Annotated in this window: 15 protein-coding genes and 1 tRNA gene; 8 read left to right on the forward strand and 8 right to left on the reverse strand. The window is 71.4% G+C overall.

What is annotated here, in order from left to right; all coding sequences use genetic code 11:
- Positions 1–378: 378 nt before the first annotated feature.
- Entirely contained in the window at positions 379–1,830 is a 1,452-nt protein-coding gene (locus tag ACZ53N_RS06340) for a DUF2079 domain-containing protein (protein WP_469139790.1), read from the forward strand.
- 17 nt (positions 1,831–1,847) lie between these two features.
- On the forward strand, positions 1,848–2,132 hold the full coding sequence (locus ACZ53N_RS06345; protein ID WP_469139791.1) for a hypothetical protein: 285 nt from the start codon (positions 1,848–1,850) through the stop codon (positions 2,130–2,132).
- 75 nt (positions 2,133–2,207) lie between these two features.
- On the opposite strand, the gene ACZ53N_RS06350 is transcribed toward ACZ53N_RS06345, so the two are convergent.
- Both ACZ53N_RS06350 and mfd read right to left on the reverse strand, forming a co-directional pair.
- Positions 2,208–2,918 (reverse strand): HNH endonuclease family protein, encoded by a 711-nt coding sequence (locus tag ACZ53N_RS06350; protein ID WP_469139792.1) that lies wholly within the window; start codon positions 2,916–2,918, stop codon positions 2,208–2,210.
- A gap of 239 nt (positions 2,919–3,157) precedes the next feature.
- Positions 3,158–6,691, reverse strand: a complete 3,534-nt coding sequence (gene mfd / locus ACZ53N_RS06355) for a transcription-repair coupling factor (protein ID WP_469139793.1) — start codon at positions 6,689–6,691, stop codon at positions 3,158–3,160.
- 186 nt (positions 6,692–6,877) lie between these two features.
- Between mfd and ACZ53N_RS06360 the strand changes: the two genes are divergently transcribed.
- Complete coding sequence (locus ACZ53N_RS06360) at positions 6,878–7,468, forward strand: Uma2 family endonuclease (RefSeq protein WP_469139794.1); 591 nt, start codon at positions 6,878–6,880, stop codon at positions 7,466–7,468.
- Positions 7,469–7,538: 70 nt separating this feature from the next.
- Here the strand turns inward: ACZ53N_RS06360 and ACZ53N_RS06365 are convergent, their stop codons facing one another.
- Both ACZ53N_RS06365 and ACZ53N_RS06370 read right to left on the reverse strand, forming a co-directional pair.
- The gene (locus tag ACZ53N_RS06365; RefSeq protein ID WP_469139795.1) at positions 7,539–10,100 is read right to left on the reverse strand and encodes an ABC transporter permease; all 2,562 of its coding nucleotides are present in this window, start codon (positions 10,098–10,100) and stop codon (positions 7,539–7,541) included.
- Entirely contained in the window at positions 10,097–10,885 is a 789-nt protein-coding gene (locus tag ACZ53N_RS06370) for an ABC transporter ATP-binding protein (protein WP_469139796.1), read from the reverse strand. The genes ACZ53N_RS06365 and ACZ53N_RS06370 overlap by 4 nt, the downstream gene beginning before the upstream one ends.
- Before the next feature lie 503 nt (positions 10,886–11,388).
- Between ACZ53N_RS06370 and ACZ53N_RS06375 the strand changes: the two genes are divergently transcribed.
- Positions 11,389–13,164 carry a lytic transglycosylase domain-containing protein gene (locus tag ACZ53N_RS06375; protein ID WP_469139797.1) on the forward strand — a complete coding sequence of 592 codons (1,776 nt, stop codon included), beginning with the start codon at positions 11,389–11,391 and terminating at the stop codon, positions 13,162–13,164.
- A 194-nt stretch (positions 13,165–13,358) separates the two neighbouring features.
- Here ACZ53N_RS06375 and ACZ53N_RS06380 read toward each other — a convergent pair whose 3' ends face one another.
- From ACZ53N_RS06380 to ACZ53N_RS06390, 3 genes are all read right to left on the reverse strand, one after another.
- Positions 13,359–14,252 (reverse strand): cellulose-binding protein, encoded by an 894-nt coding sequence (locus ACZ53N_RS06380; protein WP_469139798.1) that lies wholly within the window; start codon positions 14,250–14,252, stop codon positions 13,359–13,361.
- A gap of 207 nt (positions 14,253–14,459) precedes the next feature.
- Positions 14,460–17,006, reverse strand: a complete 2,547-nt coding sequence (locus ACZ53N_RS06385) for an SUKH-4 family immunity protein (protein WP_469139799.1) — start codon at positions 17,004–17,006, stop codon at positions 14,460–14,462.
- A 5-nt stretch (positions 17,007–17,011) separates the two neighbouring features.
- Positions 17,012–17,989 carry an SMI1/KNR4 family protein gene (locus ACZ53N_RS06390; RefSeq protein WP_469139800.1) on the reverse strand — a complete coding sequence of 326 codons (978 nt, stop codon included), beginning with the start codon at positions 17,987–17,989 and terminating at the stop codon, positions 17,012–17,014.
- A gap of 372 nt (positions 17,990–18,361) precedes the next feature.
- Here ACZ53N_RS06390 and ACZ53N_RS06395 point away from each other — a divergent pair, with 372 nt between their 5' ends.
- Together ACZ53N_RS06395 and ACZ53N_RS06400 are read left to right on the forward strand one after the other, a co-directional pair.
- Complete coding sequence (locus tag ACZ53N_RS06395) at positions 18,362–18,892, forward strand: YwqJ-related putative deaminase (RefSeq protein ID WP_469139801.1); 531 nt, start codon at positions 18,362–18,364, stop codon at positions 18,890–18,892.
- Between the two features lie 5 nt (positions 18,893–18,897).
- A complete protein-coding gene (locus ACZ53N_RS06400) occupies positions 18,898–19,401 on the forward strand; it encodes an SUKH-3 domain-containing protein (protein ID WP_469139802.1) in 504 nt (167 codons plus the stop codon).
- A gap of 38 nt (positions 19,402–19,439) precedes the next feature.
- Here ACZ53N_RS06400 and ACZ53N_RS06405 read toward each other — a convergent pair whose 3' ends face one another.
- The gene (locus tag ACZ53N_RS06405; protein ID WP_469139803.1) at positions 19,440–20,816 is read right to left on the reverse strand and encodes a sensor histidine kinase; all 1,377 of its coding nucleotides are present in this window, start codon (positions 20,814–20,816) and stop codon (positions 19,440–19,442) included.
- Positions 20,817–20,993: 177 nt separating this feature from the next.
- On the opposite strand from ACZ53N_RS06405, the gene ACZ53N_RS06410 reads away from it, so the two are divergent.
- Together ACZ53N_RS06410 and ACZ53N_RS06415 are read left to right on the forward strand one after the other, a co-directional pair.
- On the forward strand, positions 20,994–21,656 hold the full coding sequence (locus ACZ53N_RS06410; protein WP_469139804.1) for a hypothetical protein: 663 nt from the start codon (positions 20,994–20,996) through the stop codon (positions 21,654–21,656).
- Positions 21,657–21,683: 27 nt separating this feature from the next.
- Positions 21,684–21,755: transfer RNA gene (locus tag ACZ53N_RS06415), tRNA-Gln, on the forward strand.
- Positions 21,756–21,796: the final 41 nt, after the last annotated feature.

Consider the following 21,796-nt stretch of genomic DNA (forward strand, 5'->3'; position numbering starts at 1 on the left):
TACCTGTGGTTGGTTTGCCTTTCTGTTTTCTTGGTGGTTTTTTCCCCTGGTGTTTCCCCCCCCCCTCCCGTGATTGGTTGGTTTTGGCTGAGCCCAGCCACATCGAGCCCGTCCGGCGGTGGAGGACACCGCCGCCGCGCAGCGGTGGTGGCGTGAGGTGCGTCGCGAAAGCCGCCCCGAGTGAACCGCCACCGCCCGGGAGTCGTCTTCGGGGAGGGGCCGGAGAAGGGGCGGACCCTTCGGGCCGGGGATCGGCTCCCGACCGGCCCCGGTCGCTTTCGCGTATCTTTTCGACATTCGCCCGGCGCGTCCCGTGGCTCCGGCGGCTCACCGGACACCGCGTTATGACACCGCGCTATAGAGAGGACAGGACCGCCCATGGATTCGGCCGCAGCCGCCGTCTCGGCACCGGGCCGGAGCCCGGCCCGGTCCATGAAGTCCAAGGCCGCGCCGCGCGCCGCCGCCCTGCGCGGGCCGCGCGCCGACCCGTACTGGCTGGGGGCCGTCCTCTTCGTCCTGTTCACCGCGGTGTCGGTCTGCCGGCACCGGCGGATGCTCACCATGTCCTGGGATCTCGGCATCTTCGAGCAGGCGATACGCGCCTACGCCCATCTCCAGGCGCCCGTCGCGGACCTCAAGGGGCCCGGCACCCACATCCTCGGCGACCACTTCAGCCCGGTCACCGCCCTGATCGCGCCCTTCTACCGCGTCTTCCCCGGCCCCGTCACGCTGCTCGTCGTCCAGGCCGCGCTGTTCGCGCTGTCCGCCGTGCCCGTCACCCGGCTCGCGGCCGGGCTGCTGGGCCGGGCGCGCGGCCTGGCAGTCGGCGTCGCGTACGGACTGTCGTGGGGGGTGCAGCGCGCGGTCGACTTCGACTTCCACGAGATCGCCTTCGCCATGCCGCTGCTGGCCTTCTCCCTGGAGGCGGTGGTGCGCCGGCGGTGGCGGGCCGCGGTGTGGTGGGCGGTGCCGCTCGTCCTCGTCAAGGAGGACCTTGGTGTCACGGCGGCGGCCATCGGGGTGCTGATCCTCGTGCGGCTGCGCGGCACGAAGCGCGACCCGCGCGCGACGGCGCTCGCCGTCGGGCTGGTGGCGTTCGGGCTCGCCGCCCTCGCCGTCACCGTCGGCCTCATCATCCCGGGCTTCAACTCCGGCGGCTCGTACGACTACTGGAACAAGGTCAACGGCACCGGCCCCACCGCCACCATCCCCCTCGACACCGCCGTCCGCACCCTGCTGTGGGTGCTGCTGCCCACCACCGGGCTGCTGGCGCTGCGCTCGCCGCTGCTGATCGTCGCGCTGCCGACGCTGGGCTGGCGGTTCCTCTCCCACGAGGAGCACTACTGGGGCACCGACTGGCACTACAGCGCCGTGCTGATGCCCGTCGTCTTCCTCGCCCTCGTCGACGCGCTGGCCACGGCCCGGCGCAGCCGGCGCCCGTGGCTGCGCCGCTACGCGCACCAGCTGCCGACCGCCGTGCTCGCGGCGGCGCTCGCGCTGAGCGCCTCACTGCCGCTGTACGGGCTGACCGAGCCCGACACGTACCGGATATCCGAGGGCGTGAAGGCGACCGAACGCCTGCTGGCCCGCATCCCCGACGGTTCCGTCGTGGAAGCGGACGTCGGTCCGATAAGCCGGCTCGTCTCCCGCTGCCGGGTGCTGTGGATCGGGGACACCCGGGGCGTCGTCCCCGACTACGTCGCCCAGCACGTCACCGACGGCAAGCCGCCCCAGGAGCTGGCCGCCGAGGCCCAGCGGCGCCATCCCGGCTCGCGCTTCGGCGTCCTCGGCGGCGAGGGCGGTTACGTCGTGCTGAAGCGGATCGCCTAGGGCGCCTGTCCGACGTCGTGCACACCCCCGCTGCGCGGTGGTGTCCTCGCGACGAGGGCGCGAAGAAGGAGGCCCGCGGCATCGTCACCCGCGAGGGCGGCCGGGGGGTGAAGGTCGAGGACGTGGCGGTGAACCACGAATTCGGCCCCGACTTCGCGGACGTCGTCATCCGGGGCACCGACGGCAAGGGCCGCCCTTACCGGCACCGGCTGGCCCTCGAACGGGCCGGGAAGGCCTGGTACGTCCCCCTGGGGAGCGCGCCGGGCACCCCCAAACCGTCCTCGGCGACCGCACGCTCCTGATTGTGACGAGGCCCCTGTCGGCCGGTGTGACCGGCCGACAGGGTCTTTCGGCTGTCCGATCCGCCACCCGGTCCGCTACCTGGTCGTGAAGCGGGTCGGCGCCGTGGTGGGGTTGCCCCCGGTGGGCGGCTTGCGGGAGGGACAGGCGGAGAGGACCTTCACCATGGCCGCCTTCTCCGCGTCGGTCACCCACAGGCCGTACTTCTTCTTCACCGCCACCTGACGGGCGACGTACTCACAGCGGTAGGCCTCGTTCTCCGGCAGCCACTTCGCCGTGTCGCCGTCGCCCTTGCTGCGGTTGGCGGAGGCGTCGGCGGCTATCAGGTTGAGCGGGTCGTTGGCGAGGGCGACGCGCTTGGCCGGGTCCCACCCGCGGGCACCCTTCTGCCACGCGTCGGACAGGGCGACGACGTGGTCGATGTCTATCCTGCTCTTCCCCCGCTCGAAGCGGACCGACTTCCCCGTGTACGGGTCCTTGGTGAGCGTGCCGGAGGTGACCGTGCAGCGGCCGTCGCCGAACTTCACCTCCGACAGGTCGCGTTTGAGGATGTCGTCCCGGGTGCCGCATTTGTTCCCGTCGGTGTCCGCCCAGGGCTGGCCGAACTTCGTCCGGGTGTAACCCGACATGGACTCCCGCCCCTTGACCGTCAGGGTGGACACCGTCTTCAGGGCGGAACCCTCACCGCCCTTGGCGTCCCCGCCCTTCCCCCCTTCCGAGGAACAACCGGCGACGGCGAGGAGTGCGGCGGCGAGGACGGCGGACGCGGACAGCGTGGACCGAGGCAAGGGAGTCGTCCCGTCTGTGAGGTGGCGGCGCGAACGAGCTCCGGTGACCGTCGGATGACATGGACCGCCCACCGGGCCGTAGGAAATTTGTCCCGGTACAGACGGTCACAAACAGCGCGAAGGCGCACATCCACCCTTGGAACAGCGCCCGTGGCCGCGCCCCCCTCACAGGGAAACGCGCGACCACGGGCGCCGAAGGCTCGCTACGAACCCTCGCTACGAGCCCTCACGAGCCCTCGCTACGAACCCAGAATCGTCGTCAGGAACTCGCCCGTCCACGCCAGCAGTTCCCGGCCGACCAGCGGCTTGCCGCCGATGGGCCGCGTCGCCGGACGCGGCACGAGGATCTGATGGGTGGCCGGCTTCATGACCGTACGCGGATAGAGACGCTTGAGCCGCAGCTCCTGGGACTCGCGCAACTCGACCGGGCCGAAGCGCACATTCGGGCCCTGGAGCGTGATGTCCGCGACCCCGCACGCGCGGGCCAGCATCCGCAGACCCGCGACGAGCAGCAGATTCTCCACCGGCTCCGGCAGCTTGCCGTAGCGGTCGGTGAGCTCCTCGCGGACGGCCTTGATGTCCGCCTCGCTGTTGGCCGAGGCGATCGCCCGGTACGCCTGGAGGCGCAGCCGCTCACCCGGCGCATAGTCGTGCGGGACGTGCGCGTCGACCGGCAGCTCGATCTTCACCTCCAGCGGCGGCTCCTCCTCCACCCCGCCCTCCACCGAGGCCCGGTAGTCCGCCACGGCCTCGCCGACCATGCGGATGTAGAGGTCGAAGCCGACGCCCGCGATGTGCCCGGACTGCTCGCCGCCGAGCAGATTGCCCGCGCCGCGGATCTCCAGGTCCTTCATCGCCACGTACATGCCCGCGCCCATCTCCGTGTGCTGGGCGATGGTGGCGAGCCGCTCGTGCGCGGTCTCGGTGAGCGGCTTCTCCGGCGGGTAGAGGAAGTAGGCGTAACCCCGCTCGCGGCTGCGGCCGACCCGACCGCGCAGCTGATGCAGCTGCGACAGACCGAAGTTGTCGCCGCGCTCGACGATCAGGGTGTTGGCGTTGGAGATGTCGATGCCCGACTCCACGATCGTCGTGGAGACCAGCACGTCGAACTTCTTCTCCCAGAAGTCGACCACGACCTGCTCCAGGGCGCTCTCCCCCATCTGCCCGTGCGCCGTCTGGATCCGCGCCTCCGGGACGATCTCGCGCAGCCGTGCGGCCGCCCGGTCGATGGACTCCACCCGGTTGTGGATGTAGAAGACCTGGCCCTCGCGCAGCAGTTCCCGCCGGATGGCGGCGCCGATCTGCTTCTGGTCGTACGGGCCGACGAAGGTCAGCACCGGGTGCCGCTCCTCCGGCGGCGTGGTGATCGTCGACATCTCACGGATGCCGGTGACCGCCATCTCCAGCGTGCGGGGGATGGGGGTGGCCGACATCGTCAGCACGTCGACGTTGGCGCGGAGCTTCTTCAGCTGCTCCTTGTGCTCCACGCCGAAGCGCTGCTCCTCGTCCACGATGACGAGGCCGAGGTCCTTGAACTTGGTCTCGGAGGAGAACAGCCGGTGGGTGCCGATGACGATGTCGACCGAGCCGTCCCGCAGCCCCTCCAGGACCGCCTTCGCCTCGGTGTCGCTCTGGAAGCGGGACAGCGCCTTGGTGACCACCGGGAACTGCGCGTACCGCTCGGAGAACGTGCCGAAGTGCTGCTGCACCAGCAGCGTGGTCGGCACCAGCACGGCCACCTGCTTGCCGTCCTGCACCGCCTTGAACGCGGCCCGGACCGCGATCTCCGTCTTGCCGTAGCCGACGTCGCCGCAGACCAGGCGGTCCATGGGGACGGACTTCTCCATGTCCTCCTTGACCTCGGCGATGGTGGTGAGCTGGTCGGGGGTCTCCGCGTAGGGGAAGGCGTCCTCCAGCTCCCGCTGCCAGGGGGTGTCCGCGCCGAAGGAGTGCCCGGGGGCGGCCATCCGCGCCGAATACAGCTTGATCAGGTCGGCGGCGATCTCCTTGACGGCCTTCTTCGCGCGCGCCTTGGTCTTCGTCCAGTCCGCGCCGCCGAGCCGGTGCAGCGTCGGGGCCTCGCCGCCGACGTACTTGGTGACCTGCTCCAGCTGGTCGGTCGGGATGTAGAGCCGGTCGCCGGGCTGGCCGCGCTTGGCCGGCGCGTACTCCACCAGCAGGTACTCGCGGGTCGCGCCCTGCACGGTGCGCTGCACCATCTCGATGTAGCGGCCGACGCCGTGCTGCTCGTGGACGATGTAGTCACCGGTCTGGAGCGTCAGCGGGTCGATCGTCTTGCGGCGGCGGACCGGCATCCGGCCCAGTTCCTTGCTCGCCGACTTCTGCCCGGTCAGATCGGTCTCGGTCAGCACCGCGATCTTCAGCCCGGGGTCGACGAAACCGCTGTCGAGGCTCGCGCAGGAGACATGGACGACGGACGGGGACAGCTCGGCGAGGTCGGCGTCGAGGCGGGCGGGGATGCCCTCGCCGCCGAGCACCTCGACCGTACGGGCCGCGGGGCCGTGGCCCTCGGTGAGGAACACCGTGCGCCAGCCGTCGGCGACCCAGCCCTTGGTGTCGGCCAGGGCGCGGGCGGTGTCACCGCGGTAGACCTCGGGGGCGTGCATGCCGAGCTTGAGGGTGTCACCGTCCGCCTCCTCCTCGTCCGCGGCGAAGGGACTGACCGACCACCACATCATGCCCAGCTCACGGGCCCGGTCCCGGACATCCGCGATGCCCCACAGGGACGCCGCGTCGACGTCGATGGGCGCCTCGCCGCCGCCCGCCGTGGCCGCCCAGGACGCCTGGAGGAACTCCTGGCTCGTCGCGACGAGGTCCGCGGCGCGGGTCCGCACCCGCTCGGGGTCGCAGACGACCGCCATGGACCCGGCGGGAAGGACGTCGAGCAGCAGTTCCATGTCGTCCACCAGGGCCGGGGCGAGGGACTCCATGCCCTCCACCGCGATGCCCTCGGCGATCTTCCCGAGCAGCTCGCCGAGCTCGGGGTGCTGCTCCGCGAGCTCCGCGGCCCGCGCCCGCACGGCGTCGGTCAGCAGCAGCTCCCGGCAGGGCGGCGCCCACAGGCCGTGCTCGGCGGCCTCCAGGGACCGCTGGTCGGCGACCTTGAAGTAACGGATCTCCTCGACGTCGTCGCCCCAGAACTCCACGCGCAGCGGGTGCTCCTCGGTGGGCGGGAACACATCCAGGATCCCGCCGCGGACGGCGAATTCGCCGCGCTTCTCCACCAGTTCGACCCGGGCGTACGCGGCGGCGGCCAGCGCCTCGGTGATCTCGCCGAGGTCCGCGCTCTGTCCGCTGCGCAGCGCGACGGGCTCGAGCTCACCGAGCCCCTTGACCTGCGGCTGCAGCACGGACCGCACGGGTGCGACGACGACGCTGACGGGCCCGGCGGCCGGGTCGTCCTTGCTCGGGTGCGCGAGGCGGCGCAGCACGGCGAGCCGCCGGCCGACGGTGTCCGAGCGCGGCGACAGCCGCTCGTGCGGCAGCGTCTCCCAGGACGGGAAGTCCACGACGCCGTCGGGCGGCAGCAGCGACCGCAGGGCGCCCGCCAGGTCCTCGGCCTCCCGCCCCGTGGCGGTGACGGCCAGCACGGGCCGCCCGGCGGACCGCGCGAGGGCGGCGATGGCGAAGGGGCGCGCGGCGGGCGGGCCGACGAGATCGACATGCGGCCGGTTCCCGTCGGCCGCGGCCTTCACCGCTTCGGCGAGCGCCGGATCATTGACGACGGCGTCGAGCAGACCGTGCAGGCTCATGAGGGGCTTCCGTCCCGATGTGAACAAAGGAGTGCAGGGGGTGGGCAACGCGAACCACCCGACACGTGGATTACGGGCCGGGGTGCCCCCAGCCTACGACGGCGGGCCGACAGCCACCGCCGGAACGATTCGCCCGGGGCGGGGCGCGGCTAGGCTGGATCGCAGCGACAGCAAGGGAGGTGGCACGTGACCGCCGAGCCGATCGACTGGATGCACCCGCCGTCCAAGGGCTGGACGTATGACCAGGTCAAAGACCTGGATCTGCCGTTCGACTGGGAACTCGTGGATGGAGTGATCGTGCCCCGGGGGATGACGAATCACTGGCACGACAGGGTGCGGAACAGGCTGTATGTACAGCTGGACCAGGCGCGAGAGGATCCGTACGAGGCGGAGGCCGAGCGCTGCATCATGATCGACGAATACAACCCGCCCAAGCCCGATGTGATCGTCTACGACCGCTCCGGACTCGACTTCTTCACACTGGAATGCGTGCCCGTCGGCGCCGTTTCCTTGGCCCTCGAGGTGGTGTCGCACGGCTCCCGGTCCGACGACCGCTTCCGCAAGCCCGCGCTGTATGCCGAGGCGGGCATTCCGCACTACTGGCGGGTGGAGCGTGGCGAGGACAATCTGCCGGTCCTCCACGAGTTCTGGCTGGACCACCCGACCGGCGTCTACAAGCCGGCGAGCCGCCCCGAAGGCGCCGTACACACGGACCGCTTCCGCACCGAGGTGCCCTTCCCCGTGGAGATCGACCTCAAGTCGATCTTCCCCGTCTGACGGAAAAGGCCCGGCCCCGACGCGCACCCCCGTGGCGCGTCCGGGCCGGGTCCGTTCCCCCCGCCTGCGGTCAGTCCGTGGCGATCGCGTTCAGGACGTTCATCCGGCCCGCCCGGAACGCCGGGACCAGGGCGGCGAACAGGCCCACCAGTGCCGAGCCGAGGAAGACCGCGGTGATCGTCGGCCAGGGGATCTCCAGGATTCCCAGGCCCTGCAGTGCCAGCAGCTTCTGGGCCGTCATGCCCCACGCCATGCCGAGGCCGAGGCCCAGCAGGGCGCCGAAGAGGGCGATGACCACCGACTCCAGGCGGATCATGCGGCGCAGCTGGCGGCGGGAGAGGCCGATGGCGCGCATCAGGCCGATCTCGCGGGTCCGCTCGACGACCGACAGGGCGAGGGTGTTCACGACGCCCAGGACCGCGACGATGATGGCGAGGGCCAGCAGGCCGTAGATCATGTTGAGCAGCTGGTCGACCTGGCCCTTGATGAGCTCCTTGTAGTCGGCCTGGTCACGGACCTCGATCTGCGGGTAGTCCCGGGCCGCCGCCTTCAGGGACGCGGCCGCCTCCTTCTCCTGACCGTCCACCGCCTTGGCGAACATCATCGAGGTCGCCGGGAGCTTGTCCGCCGGGAGGTACCGCTTGGCGGTGGCGATGTCCGTGTACATCGCGCCCTTGTCGAACGTGGTGTCGTCCGTGGTGATCGCGTTGACCTTCAGCTTCGCCGTCCGGCCGTCGACCATGGCGACGGTCAGCCGGTCGCCCATCGTGACGCCGTGGTCCTTCGCCCAGCCCTCGGGCACCGACATGGCGTCCTTGGCGTAGGCGTCCGCCAGCTTGCCGCGGACCGTTTCGATCCGCAGGTCCTGGGCGTACGTGGGCGTGGCCGCGGTCAGCTGTTCCGTGGCGGTGGTGCCGTCCGGGGTGGTGATCTTCGCGTTGACGCCGGTGTACTCGGTGAAGTGCGCGATGTGGTCCGCCGTCCGGACGGCCTTGACCATGGCGGGACTCAGCGGTCCGCTGTCGCCGCCGACGATGAAGTCCGCGCCGACCGACTTGTCGAGCTGGTCCGTGGCCGAGGCGACCATGGAGGAGCCGACCACCGAGAGGGCGGCGACGAGGGCGAGGCCGATCATCAGGGCGGAGGCCGTGCCGCCCGTACGCCGCGGGTTGCGCAGCGCGTTGCGCTCGGCGAGACGGCCGACGGGGCCGAAGAGGCGCAGCACGACCACGCTGAGGCCGCGGACGACGACGGACGCCAGCAGCGGACCGACGACGACGAAGCCGACGAGGGTCAGCAGCACGCCCAGGCCCAGGAACGCCGAGCCCGCCTGCGCCTGGTCCGCCGAGCCGCCCGCGACGAGAGCGGCGGCGCCCGCGCCGGTGAGCAGCAGACCGATGGCGGCGCGTACCTTGCCGGCCTTGCCGTCGGCGGGGGTGCCCGCGTCGCGCAGGGCGGCCATGGGCGAGATCTTCCCGGCCCGGCGGGCGGGGAGGTAGGCGGCGAGGACGGTGACGACGACACCGATCGCGAGGCCCACCAGCGGCGTGGTGGCCTTGATGGTCAGCTCGGAGGTGTCGAGCTTCATGCCCATGGAGCCCATGAGCTCCATCAGCCCGACGGCCAGGGCGATGCCGCCACCGATGCCGAGGAGCGAGCCGACGACGCCGAGGAGCAACGCCTCGGCCAGCACCGACCGGTTGATCTGCTTGCGGCTGGAGCCGATGGCCCGCATCAGGCCGATCTCCCGGGTGCGCTGGGCGACCAGCATGGAGAAGGTGTTGACGATGAGAAAGATGCCGACGAGCACGGCGATGCCGGCGAAGCCGAGCAGCGCGTACTTCATGACGTCGAGGAAGGAACCGACGTCCTTCTTGTTCTCCGCCTTCGTCTCGGCGGCGGTGTGCACGGTGTAGCCGGTGCCGATGGCGGCGGTGACGTTCTTCTTGAGCTGCTCGTCGCTGACGCCGGCGGCGGCCGTCAGGCCGTAGCTGCTGTAGCCGGTGGTGGTGCCGAGGAGCTTGCTCTGGGCGGTCGCGGTGTCGAAGTAGAGGATCGCCGCGCCCGGGTTGGTGGTCCGGTAGGTGGCGAGACCGGTGATCGTGACCTTGAAGTCGCCCGGGGCGGCCATCACGCGCAGGGTGTCGCCCAGTTCCAGACCGTGCTTGTCGGCGGTGTCGGAGTCGAGGACGACCTCGGTGGGGCCGCGCGGCTCGTGGCCGCTGGTGATGTCGACGGACTTCTTCTGGCTGCCGTCCCAGTTGGTGCCCACGGTGGGGGCGCCGGAGCTGGGGCTGATGCTTTTGTTCTTCGCGTCGGCGGCGGTGATCTGCTGGTTGGTGGCGTGCGGCTCGACCTTCGCGACCCCGTCGGCCGCGGCGAGCTTCGCCTTCAGGGACGCGGGGACGGTCTGCGGCCTGCCGGTCTGCTGGGCGTCGTCGTTCTTCGGCGCGGCGACGCTGACGTCGGAGGCGGTGGAGGCGAAGAGCTTGTCGAACGTGGCGGTCATGGTGTCGGTGAAGACGAGCGTGCCGCAGACGAATGCCACCGACAGCAGCACAGCGACGGCGGACAGCGCCATCCGGCCCTTGTGGGCGAGGAAGTTGCGCAGCGAGGTCCGAAGGACGGTCATGACACCCGCCCGCGCGCGTCGAAGTGCTTCATCCGCTCCAGGACCAGGTCGGCGGTCGGCTGGTGCATCTCGTCGACGATCCGCCCGTCCGCCAGGAACAGCGCCCGGTCCGCGTACGAGGCGGCCACCGGGTCGTGGGTGACCATGACGATGGTCTGGCCCAGTTCGTCGACCGACCGGCGCAGGAAGCCCAGCACCTCGGCGCCGGCCCGCGAGTCCAGGTTTCCGGTGGGCTCGTCACCGAAGATGATCTCGGGCCGGGCGGCGAGCGCCCGGGCCACGGCGACGCGCTGCTGCTGGCCGCCGGAGAGCTGGTTGGGCCGGTGCTTGAGGCGGCCCGCGAGGCCCACGGTCTCCACAACGCGGTCCAGCCACGCCCGGTCCGGCTTGCGGCCGGCGATGTCCATGGGGAGCGTGATGTTCTCCAGGGCGTTCAGCGTCGGCAGCAGGTTGAACGCCTGGAAGATGAAACCGATCCGGTCCCGGCGCAGCTGGGTGAGCTTCTTGTCCTTGAGCCCGGTGATCTCGGTCTCGTCGATGAATATCTGCCCGGAGGTGACGGTGTCGAGGCCGGCCAGGCAGTGCATCAGCGTCGACTTGCCGGAACCGGACGGGCCCATGATGGCCGTGAACTGCCCGCGGGCGATGTCCACGTCCACATGGTCGAGGGCGACGACCCGGGTCTCCCCCGCGCCGTACGCCTTGAGGACCTGACGGGCCCTCGCCGCGACGGCCGCATGTCCTCCACTGCCCCCGGTCGTGGGAATCGATACAGCCGTTTTCACGGTAGGTCTCCTATGTCTGCGCGACGCGTCGTGTCGCAAATCGTCGTGCCCGGGTGCGTCCCGCCACGGGCGGGGTGGCACGACTCAAAGCCTGCGGGAATCCGGGCGCGGCCACGATGGTGCTCGTCCCTGTGTTGGGGGTGGTGCCAGCCCTACCGGCACCCCTCCGGCCACCCATAAAAAGGCTAGATATCGCCCTCGCCCGAAGCATCCTGCTGCGGTACGAGCCGGGTCTGGGGGGATGTACGGATCCACCCCTAGGGGACGGGCCCCGCCGAGCCGCCGCCGTCTCGGGGTCGCGGGGGCGGACGAACAGTCGAAGACAGGGGGTAACAGGGGGGAAACGGGCCCCTTGGGGGGAACGAAGAGCGAAGAATACGTGAAGCCAGTCCCGGGACAAGACAATTGGGGCCAGAGGGAATTAGTGTTCGGGTCTATGGCCGTGGGGGGCACGTGCGACCCCCCTCGCACCGGCCAGTCGGTCTCCCAAGGAAGCAGCCTCCGTGAAGATACTTCGTACTCGCGCTGCCAGCGTCTCCCGGCAGGGACTGTGCACTGCTCTGCTCGTCGCCAGCCTCACGGCGGCTGTCGGCGTCAGCCCGCCGCACAACACCGCCGGTGCCGACGAATCCTCACCCAGACCTTCCGACCCCCAGGGCAAGCCGCACGGCGTGCCCAACCTCGCCCTGCCCGACCTCGCCCCGAAGAAGCCGGGCAACGCCGGCAAGCCCGGCGGCGGCACCGGCGGCGATACCCCGGACGGCAACACGGGCATCCCCAAGACCGCCCTGGCCGCTTATCAGAACGCCGCGCGCCTCGCCGCGACCCAGCTGCCGGGGTGCCACATCCCGTGGGAGCTGATCGCGGGCATCGGCCGCGTGGAGTCGGTGCACGCCAGCGGTTACGGGCTGCGCAGCGACGGCTCGACCGAGACGCCGATCCGCGGCCCCCGGCTGACCGGCGGTCAGTTCGCCGAGATCCGGGACACCGACAAGGGCCGCTGGGACGGCGACACCGAGTACGACCGGGCCGTCGGCCCGACCCAGTTCATCCCCTCCACCTGGGAGATGTCGGGCGCCGACGGCAACGGCGACGGCATCAAGGACCCCAACAACATCTTCGACGCCGCGCTGGGCACCGCCCACTACCTCTGCGCGAACAACCGGGACCTGAACAGCAGCGCCGACCTCGACAAGGCCGTGCTGAGCTACAACCAGTCCCGCGAGTACGTCAACGCCGTCCTGGCCTGGATGCGCACGTACCAGAGCGGCAACGTGGGCACGGTGCCCGACGACACCCCGGCCACCCCGCACAACCCGTCAGGCGACACCCCGGGCAGGAGCCCCAACACGCCCTCTCCCGGCACCACGCCCGGGACCGGCCCGACGACGACACCGCCGAGCAACAAGCCCAGCCCGGGCAGGCAGACCCCGACACCACAGAAGCCCGGCCCGAACAAGCCCACGCCGAAGCCGGATCCGAAGCCGGACCCGCAGAAGCCGACCCCGAAGCCCGAGCCGAAGCCCGACCCCACCAAGCCGAAGCCGTCACCCGTCACCCGCCTGGAGCGGATCGGCGCGGCCAAGTGGGAGACCACAACGGGCGCTGTCTTTGAGGAGCGCGCGAGCGTAAAGGCCCTCGACAAGGCCGGCAAGCCGGTCGCGGGCACCCGGGTGGTCTTCGAGATCGTCGGCGAGAGCACCGAGGCCCGCTTCCTGGGCGGCTCCAAGAAGGTCACCGCCACGACGCTCAAGGACGGCATCGCCACCTCGCCGAGCATCCTCGCGGGCGAGGTGGCCGGGCAGTTCCCCCTGCGCGCCACCGTCGAGGGCAAGGACGGCGTCACGCCCGTCGACTTCAACGCGACCGTCAAGCCCGCCCCGGCACCACACGCCGACAAGATCGAGCGCGTGGGCAACGAGTGCGCTGAGGTCCAGCCGAACAGCCCCTTCACCTGCAAGGTCGTGATCCAGGCCTCCAAGGACGGCAAGGCCGTGGCCGGCATCGGCATGACCGCCACCGTGGCCTCCGCCAACGGCGAGAAGGCCGTCAAGACCGGCCCCTACTTCAAGGACAAGAACGGCAAGCCGGTCCGCAAGTTCGACCTTGGCAAGACTGACGGGAACGGGCAGATCGAACTGCCGGAGTTCTTCGCCGACGACCTGTCCGGTGCCTTCACCATCCGCATCGTCACCACCGATGATCAGGTCCTCCTCGTGCACCTGCACGTGAAGGCGGCTGAGGCCTCGCAGCAGCCGAGCGCCACCCCGAAGGCCTGACACCGCACCGTGGCGGGTCTTCGGCTGCGGGCCGACTTTGCCGCCTGCGGCGGCGGGCGCCCTGCGGGCGCGTCCTCAAACGCCGGACGGGCTGGATTGGGCTGAGCTCAGCCGTCAGCCTGTCCGGCGATTGAGGACACCACCGCGCAGCGAGGGCGCGGACGACACGGGATCGCGGGGCCCCGCGCCGGCTCCTACAGATCGCCCGTGCCCGCGTCCTCGGCGACGGGCTTGCCCGTCAACGCCGCCAGACTGTGCCGCACGTGCGCCATGTGCGAGCGCAGCTCCTCGCGGCGCTCCTCGTGCTCCCGCAGCAGCCGCTCGGTCTCCCGGTTGATGCGCTCCTCGCGCACCCGCGCCTGCGCGAGCAACGCCCCCGCCTGCGCCTCCGCGTCCTCCTGACCGTGCCGCGCGGCCTCCTCCGCCTCCGCGTACCGGCGCTGCGCCTCCCCCAGCGTCGAACGCGCGTACTCCTCCAGGGCGGCCACCCGCACGTCCATCGCCGCCTCCCGCTCGGCGATCTCGCGGCCCGCCGCGTCCCACCGCTCGGCCTGGTCCTTCTCCTGCTCCGCCAGCAGACCCGCCGTGTGCTGCCGCATCTCCCGCAGCGCCGCCAGCGACTCCCCCCGCCGTGCCTTGACCTCCCGGCGCACCTCCGCCCGCAGCTCGTCCGCCGCGGACTGCGCCGCCAGCACCGCCTGCCGCGCCCAGCCCTCCGCCTCCGCCTTCACCGCCACGGCGTGGGCGTGCGCCTCGTCCCGGACCACGCGGCCATGGGCCTCGGCGGCCTCCCGCAGCTCGGCCGCCGCCGCCTCGGCGCGCTCCCGCAGACCCGCCGCCTCGGCCTCCGCGGTGGTCAGCAGCCCCTGGGCCCGCGAACCGAGCGACTCGTACGTCTGCGGCGGAAGCTGCGCCACCACCTGAGCGAGGCGCTCCACCTCGCTCTCCATCTCCCGTGCGAGCACGGTCAGTCGCGCCACCCGCTCCCACGCCCCGTCCCGCTGGCGCGCGAACTCCGCCGACGCGCGCTCGACCTGCTCAGGCCGGTAGCCGCGGCCCCGCACGACAGTGAAACCGTCAGGAGACACCGATGCACTCATCCTTGAAGCCCCTTATATCCGGATATCCGGTATGCGACGCAATCCGGCGCACATCATTTCCTGGACCATCGAAGCGCCCAAAACGCGACACTCCGCCCCTTATATCTCTCAAGGATGCGCCGACCCACGACGCAGGGCGCCCGACCCCTCACCCGGGTCGAGCGCCCTGTGCCCTCACCTACGCATGGCCGGTCGCTAGAAAAGACCGTCCCACATCTGCTCCAGCAGTACGGCCCACCAGTTCTCCGGCGACGACAGTGCCGCAGGGTCCAACGCCATGAGCTGAGCCTGGAAATCCACGGTCCAGCGCCCGGCCTGCTCCGGCGTCAGCCCGTAGCGCCAACGCCACATCTTCCCGAGCAGCGCCAAACAGCGTACGAACTGAGGCAGGCTCGTGTTGACGAACTGCGGCGCCACCGAACCACCGTCCGGACCCGCCTCCACCGGCACCGCCACGATGTGCGCCGTCCCGTACTGCACACACAACTGACGGCCGAAATCACTGCCCATGACGAGATACGAACCCGCGTCCGGCGACGGCCGCACCCCGCGCTCCGCCGCCAGCTCCGCCAGCGTCGGCACCGGACGGCCAGGCTGCGCCTGCCCCCAGAAGAACGGACCGAAGTCGACCGGCAGACCCGCCCACACCAACGTCTGCGCCACGATGTCCGGCACACCCTGACGCGAGACCGCCCGCTGGTCGAAACGGAAGATCCCCTGCGGGCCGAACGCCTCCACCAGCTCACGCGCGATGCCGTCCGGGGCGACCGGCGGCGCCTGCTGCACCTGGCTCGGGTGCGGCAACGGCACCCGGTTCGGCGCCGGACGCGCCGGCCCGTCCGCGACCTGGTGCAGCTCGCCCTGATGCTCCACCAGGTGCCGCACACCCTGCTGTCGCGTCAGATGGTCCCGCCCGTACGCGGCCGTATGACTGATCCGCACCTGCGGCCACGTCTCCCGCACCATCCGGGCGCAGTAACCACCGGGCAGATCACACGACTCCAGCTCCGTGTGCAACTCCAGCACCTGCTGCGGCGGCACGTTCATCGCCCGCAGCTCATGCAGAATCTGCCACTCGGGATGCGGCGTACCCGGCGCGCTGCGCCGGATGATCTGCTGCTCGGAACCGTCCTGCGCGCGATAGCGCAGCACGGCCATGTAACCGGGCCCCACGGTCGGCAGCCCGGTGGGAGCGGCCTGCGGATACCCGTACCCACCCGGGGCGGCGGGAGCCGCGGCACCCATGGGGGCCGCCGGCGGCATCGGGGCAGCGGGAGGCCGGCCCGGCGCACCCGGCATGCCCGGCGTGCCCGGCCCGGCGAGCATCGTCGCCGCCGCGTGGACGCCCTGCGGCTGACCGGGAGCGGGCGCCGCCGGAGGCTGCGCACCGGGCTGCCCCGGGGCGCCGGGCGCCTGCGGACGGCCGGGCTGACCGTGCCCGGGAGCACCGGGGGCACCGGGCGGGCCGGGAGGCACCGGGGCAGCAGGAGCGCCCGGGGTACCGGGACCCGCGAGCATCGTCGCCGCCGCGTGCACACCCTGCGGCTGACCGGGAGCGGGCGCCGCCGGAGGCTGCGCACCGGGCTGACCCGGGTACGCGGCGGCGGGAGGCTGACCGGGAGCACCCGGGAAGGCGGGCGGCGTGCCCGGGGCACCGGGCGGCACCGGCGCACCGGGCGCCTGCGCACCGCCCGGCGCGTTCGCCGCGCCGGGGATACCCGCGCCGAGGCTGTCATCGAGCTGCGAAACGAGCTGCGTGCGTACGTACCCACCCGGCGGCGCGGCCGGCGGGGCGGCCGGCGGCGCGGCCGGAGGCGCACTCGGCGGTGCGCTCGGCTGCGCCTGCGGCTGAGCGGCCTGCGGCGGGGCGGCCGGCGGCTGAGCCGACGGCGGCTCGGGAGCCGCAACGGGCGCGGGCGCGGCGGGAACAGGCGCGGCGGGGTCATCGATCGCGGGCGCGATCGCCGTACGGGGCAGCGCACTGCCCGCGGCCATCAGCGCCGTCTTGGCGTCCGCCGGCACGGCGGGCGACGCGGCGTCCGGCGCGGCGGTGTCCTCCAGCGCGGGCGCGAAGACCGTGGCGGGCAGACCGACCGAACGGTCGCTGTCGTCCGCCCCCGTGTTCGTGTCGGCACCGGCCCACGGCGTCGCCCCCGTCGGAACAGGAGCCGGAACAGGGGCCGCAGGAGTAGCCGGGGTCGCCGGAACAGGGGCCGCCGGAACAGGGGCCTCGGCGGGCAGCCGGCCCTCGTCCGCACGGGCGGCGGGCACGGACGGGGCGTCCGCAGCGGCCGAGGAGGACGACGAGGCGTCGGAGGAAGACGAGGGGGACGAGGAGGAAGACGAGGACCCGGACCTCCGGTCCGGGATCCCGATCGCGTCCGCCGCGTCCTGCAACCACTGCGGCGGACTCAGCAGGAACGACGTCGCCTCCAGGTCCAACCGCTTCGGCGGAGTGTCCGCCACCGGTACCGACTCGTCCACAGCCCCGTACTCCTCTTCGTACCGACGGATCACCTCACCCACCGGCAGCCCCGGCCACAGCGTGGTCTCCCCGCTGTCACGGGCGATCACCAGGCGCACCCGTCCGCCGTCCGCCGTCGGACAGTCCGCACGGTCCTCGGCCCAGGCCACGAAGCCCAGATCGAACTCCCGCACCCGCACCTCACGGTGCAGATACGCCGGTACGTCGCCGTTGACCCAGCGCTCCGCGCGCTCCTGCGCCTGCGCGAACGTCACCATCGCGCTCACCCCTCCACCGGGACGGCGTAAGCGAAGCCGCCGTCCACCATCAGGTTCGCCACGGTCTCCAGCTCCGGCGGGCCACCCGCCAGCCGGGAGAGAAACGCGTCGAAATCCTCACCGCAGGGCAACAGCAACCGCTCCACCCGCTCCTGCACCGTCAAACCGTCCTGGTCACGGGCGTCGTCGTACGGGCAGAACCACACCGACCCGATCGCCTCGCCCTTCACCTTGACCGCGATCACGCCGCCCTGCACGAACCCCACACCCAGATAGTCCTTGGTGAAGTGGTCGCGCAGACACTTGTTGACGTACACGAGGTCGTTGACCGCCGCCTCGTCCCGCACCGTGAAGAACGGCTGGTCCAGCAGCAGCCCCAGCTCCGCGTCCAGCGCGGCACCCACCGGGGCGCAGCCGCCGGCCGCCTTCAGGAACGCCCGGTAGGCGCCCGGCAGCCGGTAGCCCAGGTCCTCCTCGACACCCCGCACCTGCTCCTCCGAGACCGCGAGGTCCCGCTGCGGCAGCGCGAAATGCACCGGCCGGGTCTCGGCCAACGGCCGCGTACCGCGCTTGTCCTGGTCCACCGGGGCCGTCGCCAGCCCGCCGTGGTGCCGCAACAGCGCCTTGACCTCCACCGGGACCAGTTCCAGACGGCGGTTGCGGACCGAGTGGTGCCACGTCCAGCCGTGCGGCGTCGCCACCGGCGGCAGACTGGCCCACAACTCATGACCGTCCGCGTGCAGGGCGGCGTTGGCCGACACGTAGTCGGTCAGCCGCAGCTCGTCCACGCCGAAACCCTCCGGCGGCTCCGCGATCTCCGCGGCGGCACGCGCGTACGGCGAGAAGTCCGGGAAACCGTCGTCGTCCATCCGCACGCCCTTGGGGTAGCGGCTGGCCCGGACCGGGTCCGGGAAGTGCACGACCTGCCCTGCGTAGGCCGTGTTCGGTGGCGCGGCTTGCTGCCCGAGCCGACCTGTCGTCATGGCGGATGCCCCCTGCTGACTGTGTCTCCTGGAGGCCCGGACAGATGCGGCGGACGCCGCGGGCCACCAGATCCCCGGCCGGACCACGGGGCGGCTCGGCCGGTCGGTGTCCCCATGGCCGAGGACACCTCGTGGCGGACAGCCTATGCGGTGGCGCAAGGGCCGCCCCCGCCACCGCCCGCGCGGAGCCTCCGGTTCCACCCCGCCCGCCCCCAGTGCGCCAAGGGCCCGCACAGCCTCACCACCCCTGACCTCATCAAGCACATCCGTCACACGACGCGCGCACAACACCGCCCTGACTTCCACACCCCGCATCCCATTTGGCAGTCTGATCCCCGCAACAGGGGGATTGCACGGGAGGGAAGAACCACCATGCACACGACGCAGGACCGCCACACCGACGGCGGCACACCGGGCGACCCCCGGCTCACCTGGAGCGCCACCGACGACGCCGACCGCGCCCCCGCGCTGCTCCACCGCCGCGACGGCATACTCCCCGCCGTCGCCGCCGCGCTCTCCGTCCGCGGCGAGACCCTCACCTGCACCGCGGGCAGATCCGACCAGCCACCCGCCCTCCACCCGCTCGTCCAGGACTTCCTCGACACCCTCACCAGCGAGCGACGCGAACGCTTCACCGGCCGCTGCCCCGAAGCCGTACTCCTCACCCGCTACCTCAGCGCCTTCGAGACCGGCCGCAGCAAACGTGCCGCCCGCAAACCCCTCACCCACGGCGAAGCCCGGCGCGCACTCAAACAATCCAAACTCACCGCCCGCCACATCCGCGAGGACGGCGACCCCCGGCACGGCAGCTACGCACCCCCCTGCCGCTCCTGCACCGCACTCCTGACCCACTTCGGCGTACGGTCCGTCGACCCCGCCGCCTCCACCAACGGCAAGAGCTGACACACATGCGCGCCTTCGACCGCACCGCCGCCACCCGCTTCCCCGTAGCCGTCGACGCGGCCCTGCGCGAAGCCGGCTGGCAGCCCGGCCGCTGGGACATCAAAGCCGCCGAGAACTGGGCCGACGCCCTACGCGCCCACGTCTCCCCCGCCGGCCACCGGCACACGGTCTTCCCCGCCGCCGTCGAAGCCTGGGCCGAATTCGGCGGACTGCGCGTCGCCGCCCCCGGCGCGGGCCGCCACATCGCCCCCACGCCCTTCCACATCGACCCCCTGCACGGCCTCCACCTCGCCCGCACCGTCGCCGACCTCGGCCGCGCACTCGGCACCGAGGTCTGCCCCCTCGGCCAGGAAGCCGACAACCAGGCCCTGCTCACCATCGACACCCACGGCCGCGTCTACAGCCTCGACCACACCGGCGACTGGTACCTCGGCCCCGACATCGACCACGCCATCGGCACCCTGGTCACCGGAACCCGCCCCGCACGACTGTCCGCCGGACGCCGCTGACCCCCGCGCTCCGTCCGGAGCGCCGGACACCCCGAACGTCAGGCCGCCCGCACCCGATCCGGAATCACCGCGGACACCCGGAAACCACCCGCCTCCGTCGGCCCCGAAACGAACACCCCACCCAGCGCGGACACCCGCTCCCGCATCCCCACCAGACCATTGCCACCACTCGGCAACCCCGCGTCCGCACCACCGTCCGACGGGCCGTTCTCCACCTGCAACGCCACCTCACCCTCCCGATGCGCCAACCGCACCTGCGCCTTCGCGCCCGGGGCGTGCTTGTGGACATTCGTCAGGGCCTCCTGCACCACGCGGTACGCCGTACGCTCCACCCGCCGCCCGTACGCCCGCTCCTCGCCCTCCACCGACAGCTCCACGGCCATCCCCGCCGCCCGCGACTGCCCCACCAGATCCGCCAGACCGTCCAGACACGGACCGTCACCGACCGGGCCCCCGTCGTCGTCATGACCGTCGTCGTCATGACCACCCGTGGCACCCGCCGACACCCGCGCCGACGCCACCGCCGCCACCGCCGCCAACCGCTGCGTCTGCGCCGCCGCCGGCTTCTCCGCCACCACCCCGTCCGACGACGTCCGCAGCACACCGAGCATCTCGCGCAACTCCGTCAGCGCCTGCCGGCCCATGTCACCGACCAGACCCGCGTTCTTCGACGCCTTCTCCGGATCCTTCAACGCCACCGCCTGCAACGCCGCCGCGTGCACCACCATCAACGACACCCGGTGCGCCACCACGTCGTGCATCTCGCGCGCGATCCGGGTGCGCTCCTCATTACGGGCCCACACCGCCCGCTCCTCCGCCCGGTCCGCCAGCAACGACAGCTCCCGCTCCAGCCCGTCCGCCCGCTCCCGCAGACTGTCGACCAGCCGACGCCGCGCACCCACGTACAACCCCAGCAGCACGGGCGGAGCCGTCAGCCCCAGCGCCATCGCCACCGTGAACGCCACGACCACCCAGAAGCCCGGCTGATAACCGTCCTGGGCCATGTCCTGCTCGAACCGCACGAACGTCACGATCAGCGTCCCCACCAGCGACGCCCCGGCCAGCACGGCCGTGATCCGACGCGGCACCTCGGACGCGGCCAGCGTGTACAGGCCGACGATGCTCAGCAGAAAACCCATCTCCGCCGGCGTGATCGCGATCGACAGCAGCACCACGGCGACCGGCCACCGCCGCCGCAGCAGCAACGACGCACCGACCGGCACCCCGACCACCGCCCCGAGCGCCCCCGGCAACCCGTGCTCGTCGGCGAACTGGACCCCCTCCAGCACACACTCCAGCACCGACACCAAAGCCAGTGCGACATCCAGCGCCATGCCCCGCCGTCGGGCCCACCACCAAGGCCCCGAGGGCGCGCCCCGCGCGCCCGCTTCCGCGATTGCCCCCGTTGTGGTCATACCTCCCAGACTAAGGGCGGCGGCCACCGGTTTTCCGGTGCGCGCGGCAGCACGGAGGGTGTGCGAACAAGGACGAATAGCGAGCTTTTCCATCGAACTGTTGAATCAGCCAGATTTTCGGCACATGTGCACGCACGTACGACGAGGCTTCGGTGCATGGTCCAAGCCAAAACAGACATGAAGGCCCGCGCACGGGAGCTGCGGCGGGCGGGGAAGACGTACGACGAGATCGTGGCGGAGCTCGGCGTGTCGAAGAGTTCGGTGTCGCTGTGGGTGCGGGATCTTCCGAGGCCGGAACGGAAGGTGGCAGAGCACTGCCGCATGATGGCCGAGGCCCGCTGGGGGCCACTCCGCAAGGCGCGGGATCTGGAGCGCCAGCAGACCAAGGACACCGCAGCTCGCGAAATAGGTGACGTCACGGACCGCGACCTGTTCATCGCAGGTGTCGCGCTCTACTGGGCCGAGGGCTCCAAGAGCAAGCCTTACCGGCAGAGCGAGCGCGCCAACTTCGTCAACAGTGACCCGGACGTGATCAGCCTTTACTTGGCCTGGCTTCGCCTTCTCGACATCGATCAGAGCCGTCTGCGGTTTCACCTCATGGTCCACGAGTCCGCCGACGTGGCCGAGGCGGAACGCTTCTGGGTCGAGCACGTCGGCGCCGATGTCGGCGCCTTCTGCAAGACGAGCCTCAAGAAACACAACCCCAAGACCGTCCGCAAGAACGTCGGAGAGGGCTATCGCGGGTGCCTAGCGGTGCGCGTTCTCGACGGAGCTGACCTATACCGTCGCATCGAAGGCTGGTGGTACGGCATAGTGTTGGGGTCGCGGTCGACAGCCTGACGTAATGTCCGGTTTAGGCCGATACCATCCCCCGTGGTGTAATTGGCAGCACTGTGGCTTTTGGTGCCATCTGTCCGGGTTCAAGTCCTGGCGGGGGAGCTGAATGTTCGAATATCGGGTCCTGACCTCCAGGTCAGGAC

This window comes from Streptomyces sp. NPDC033229, from assembly GCF_055576875.1.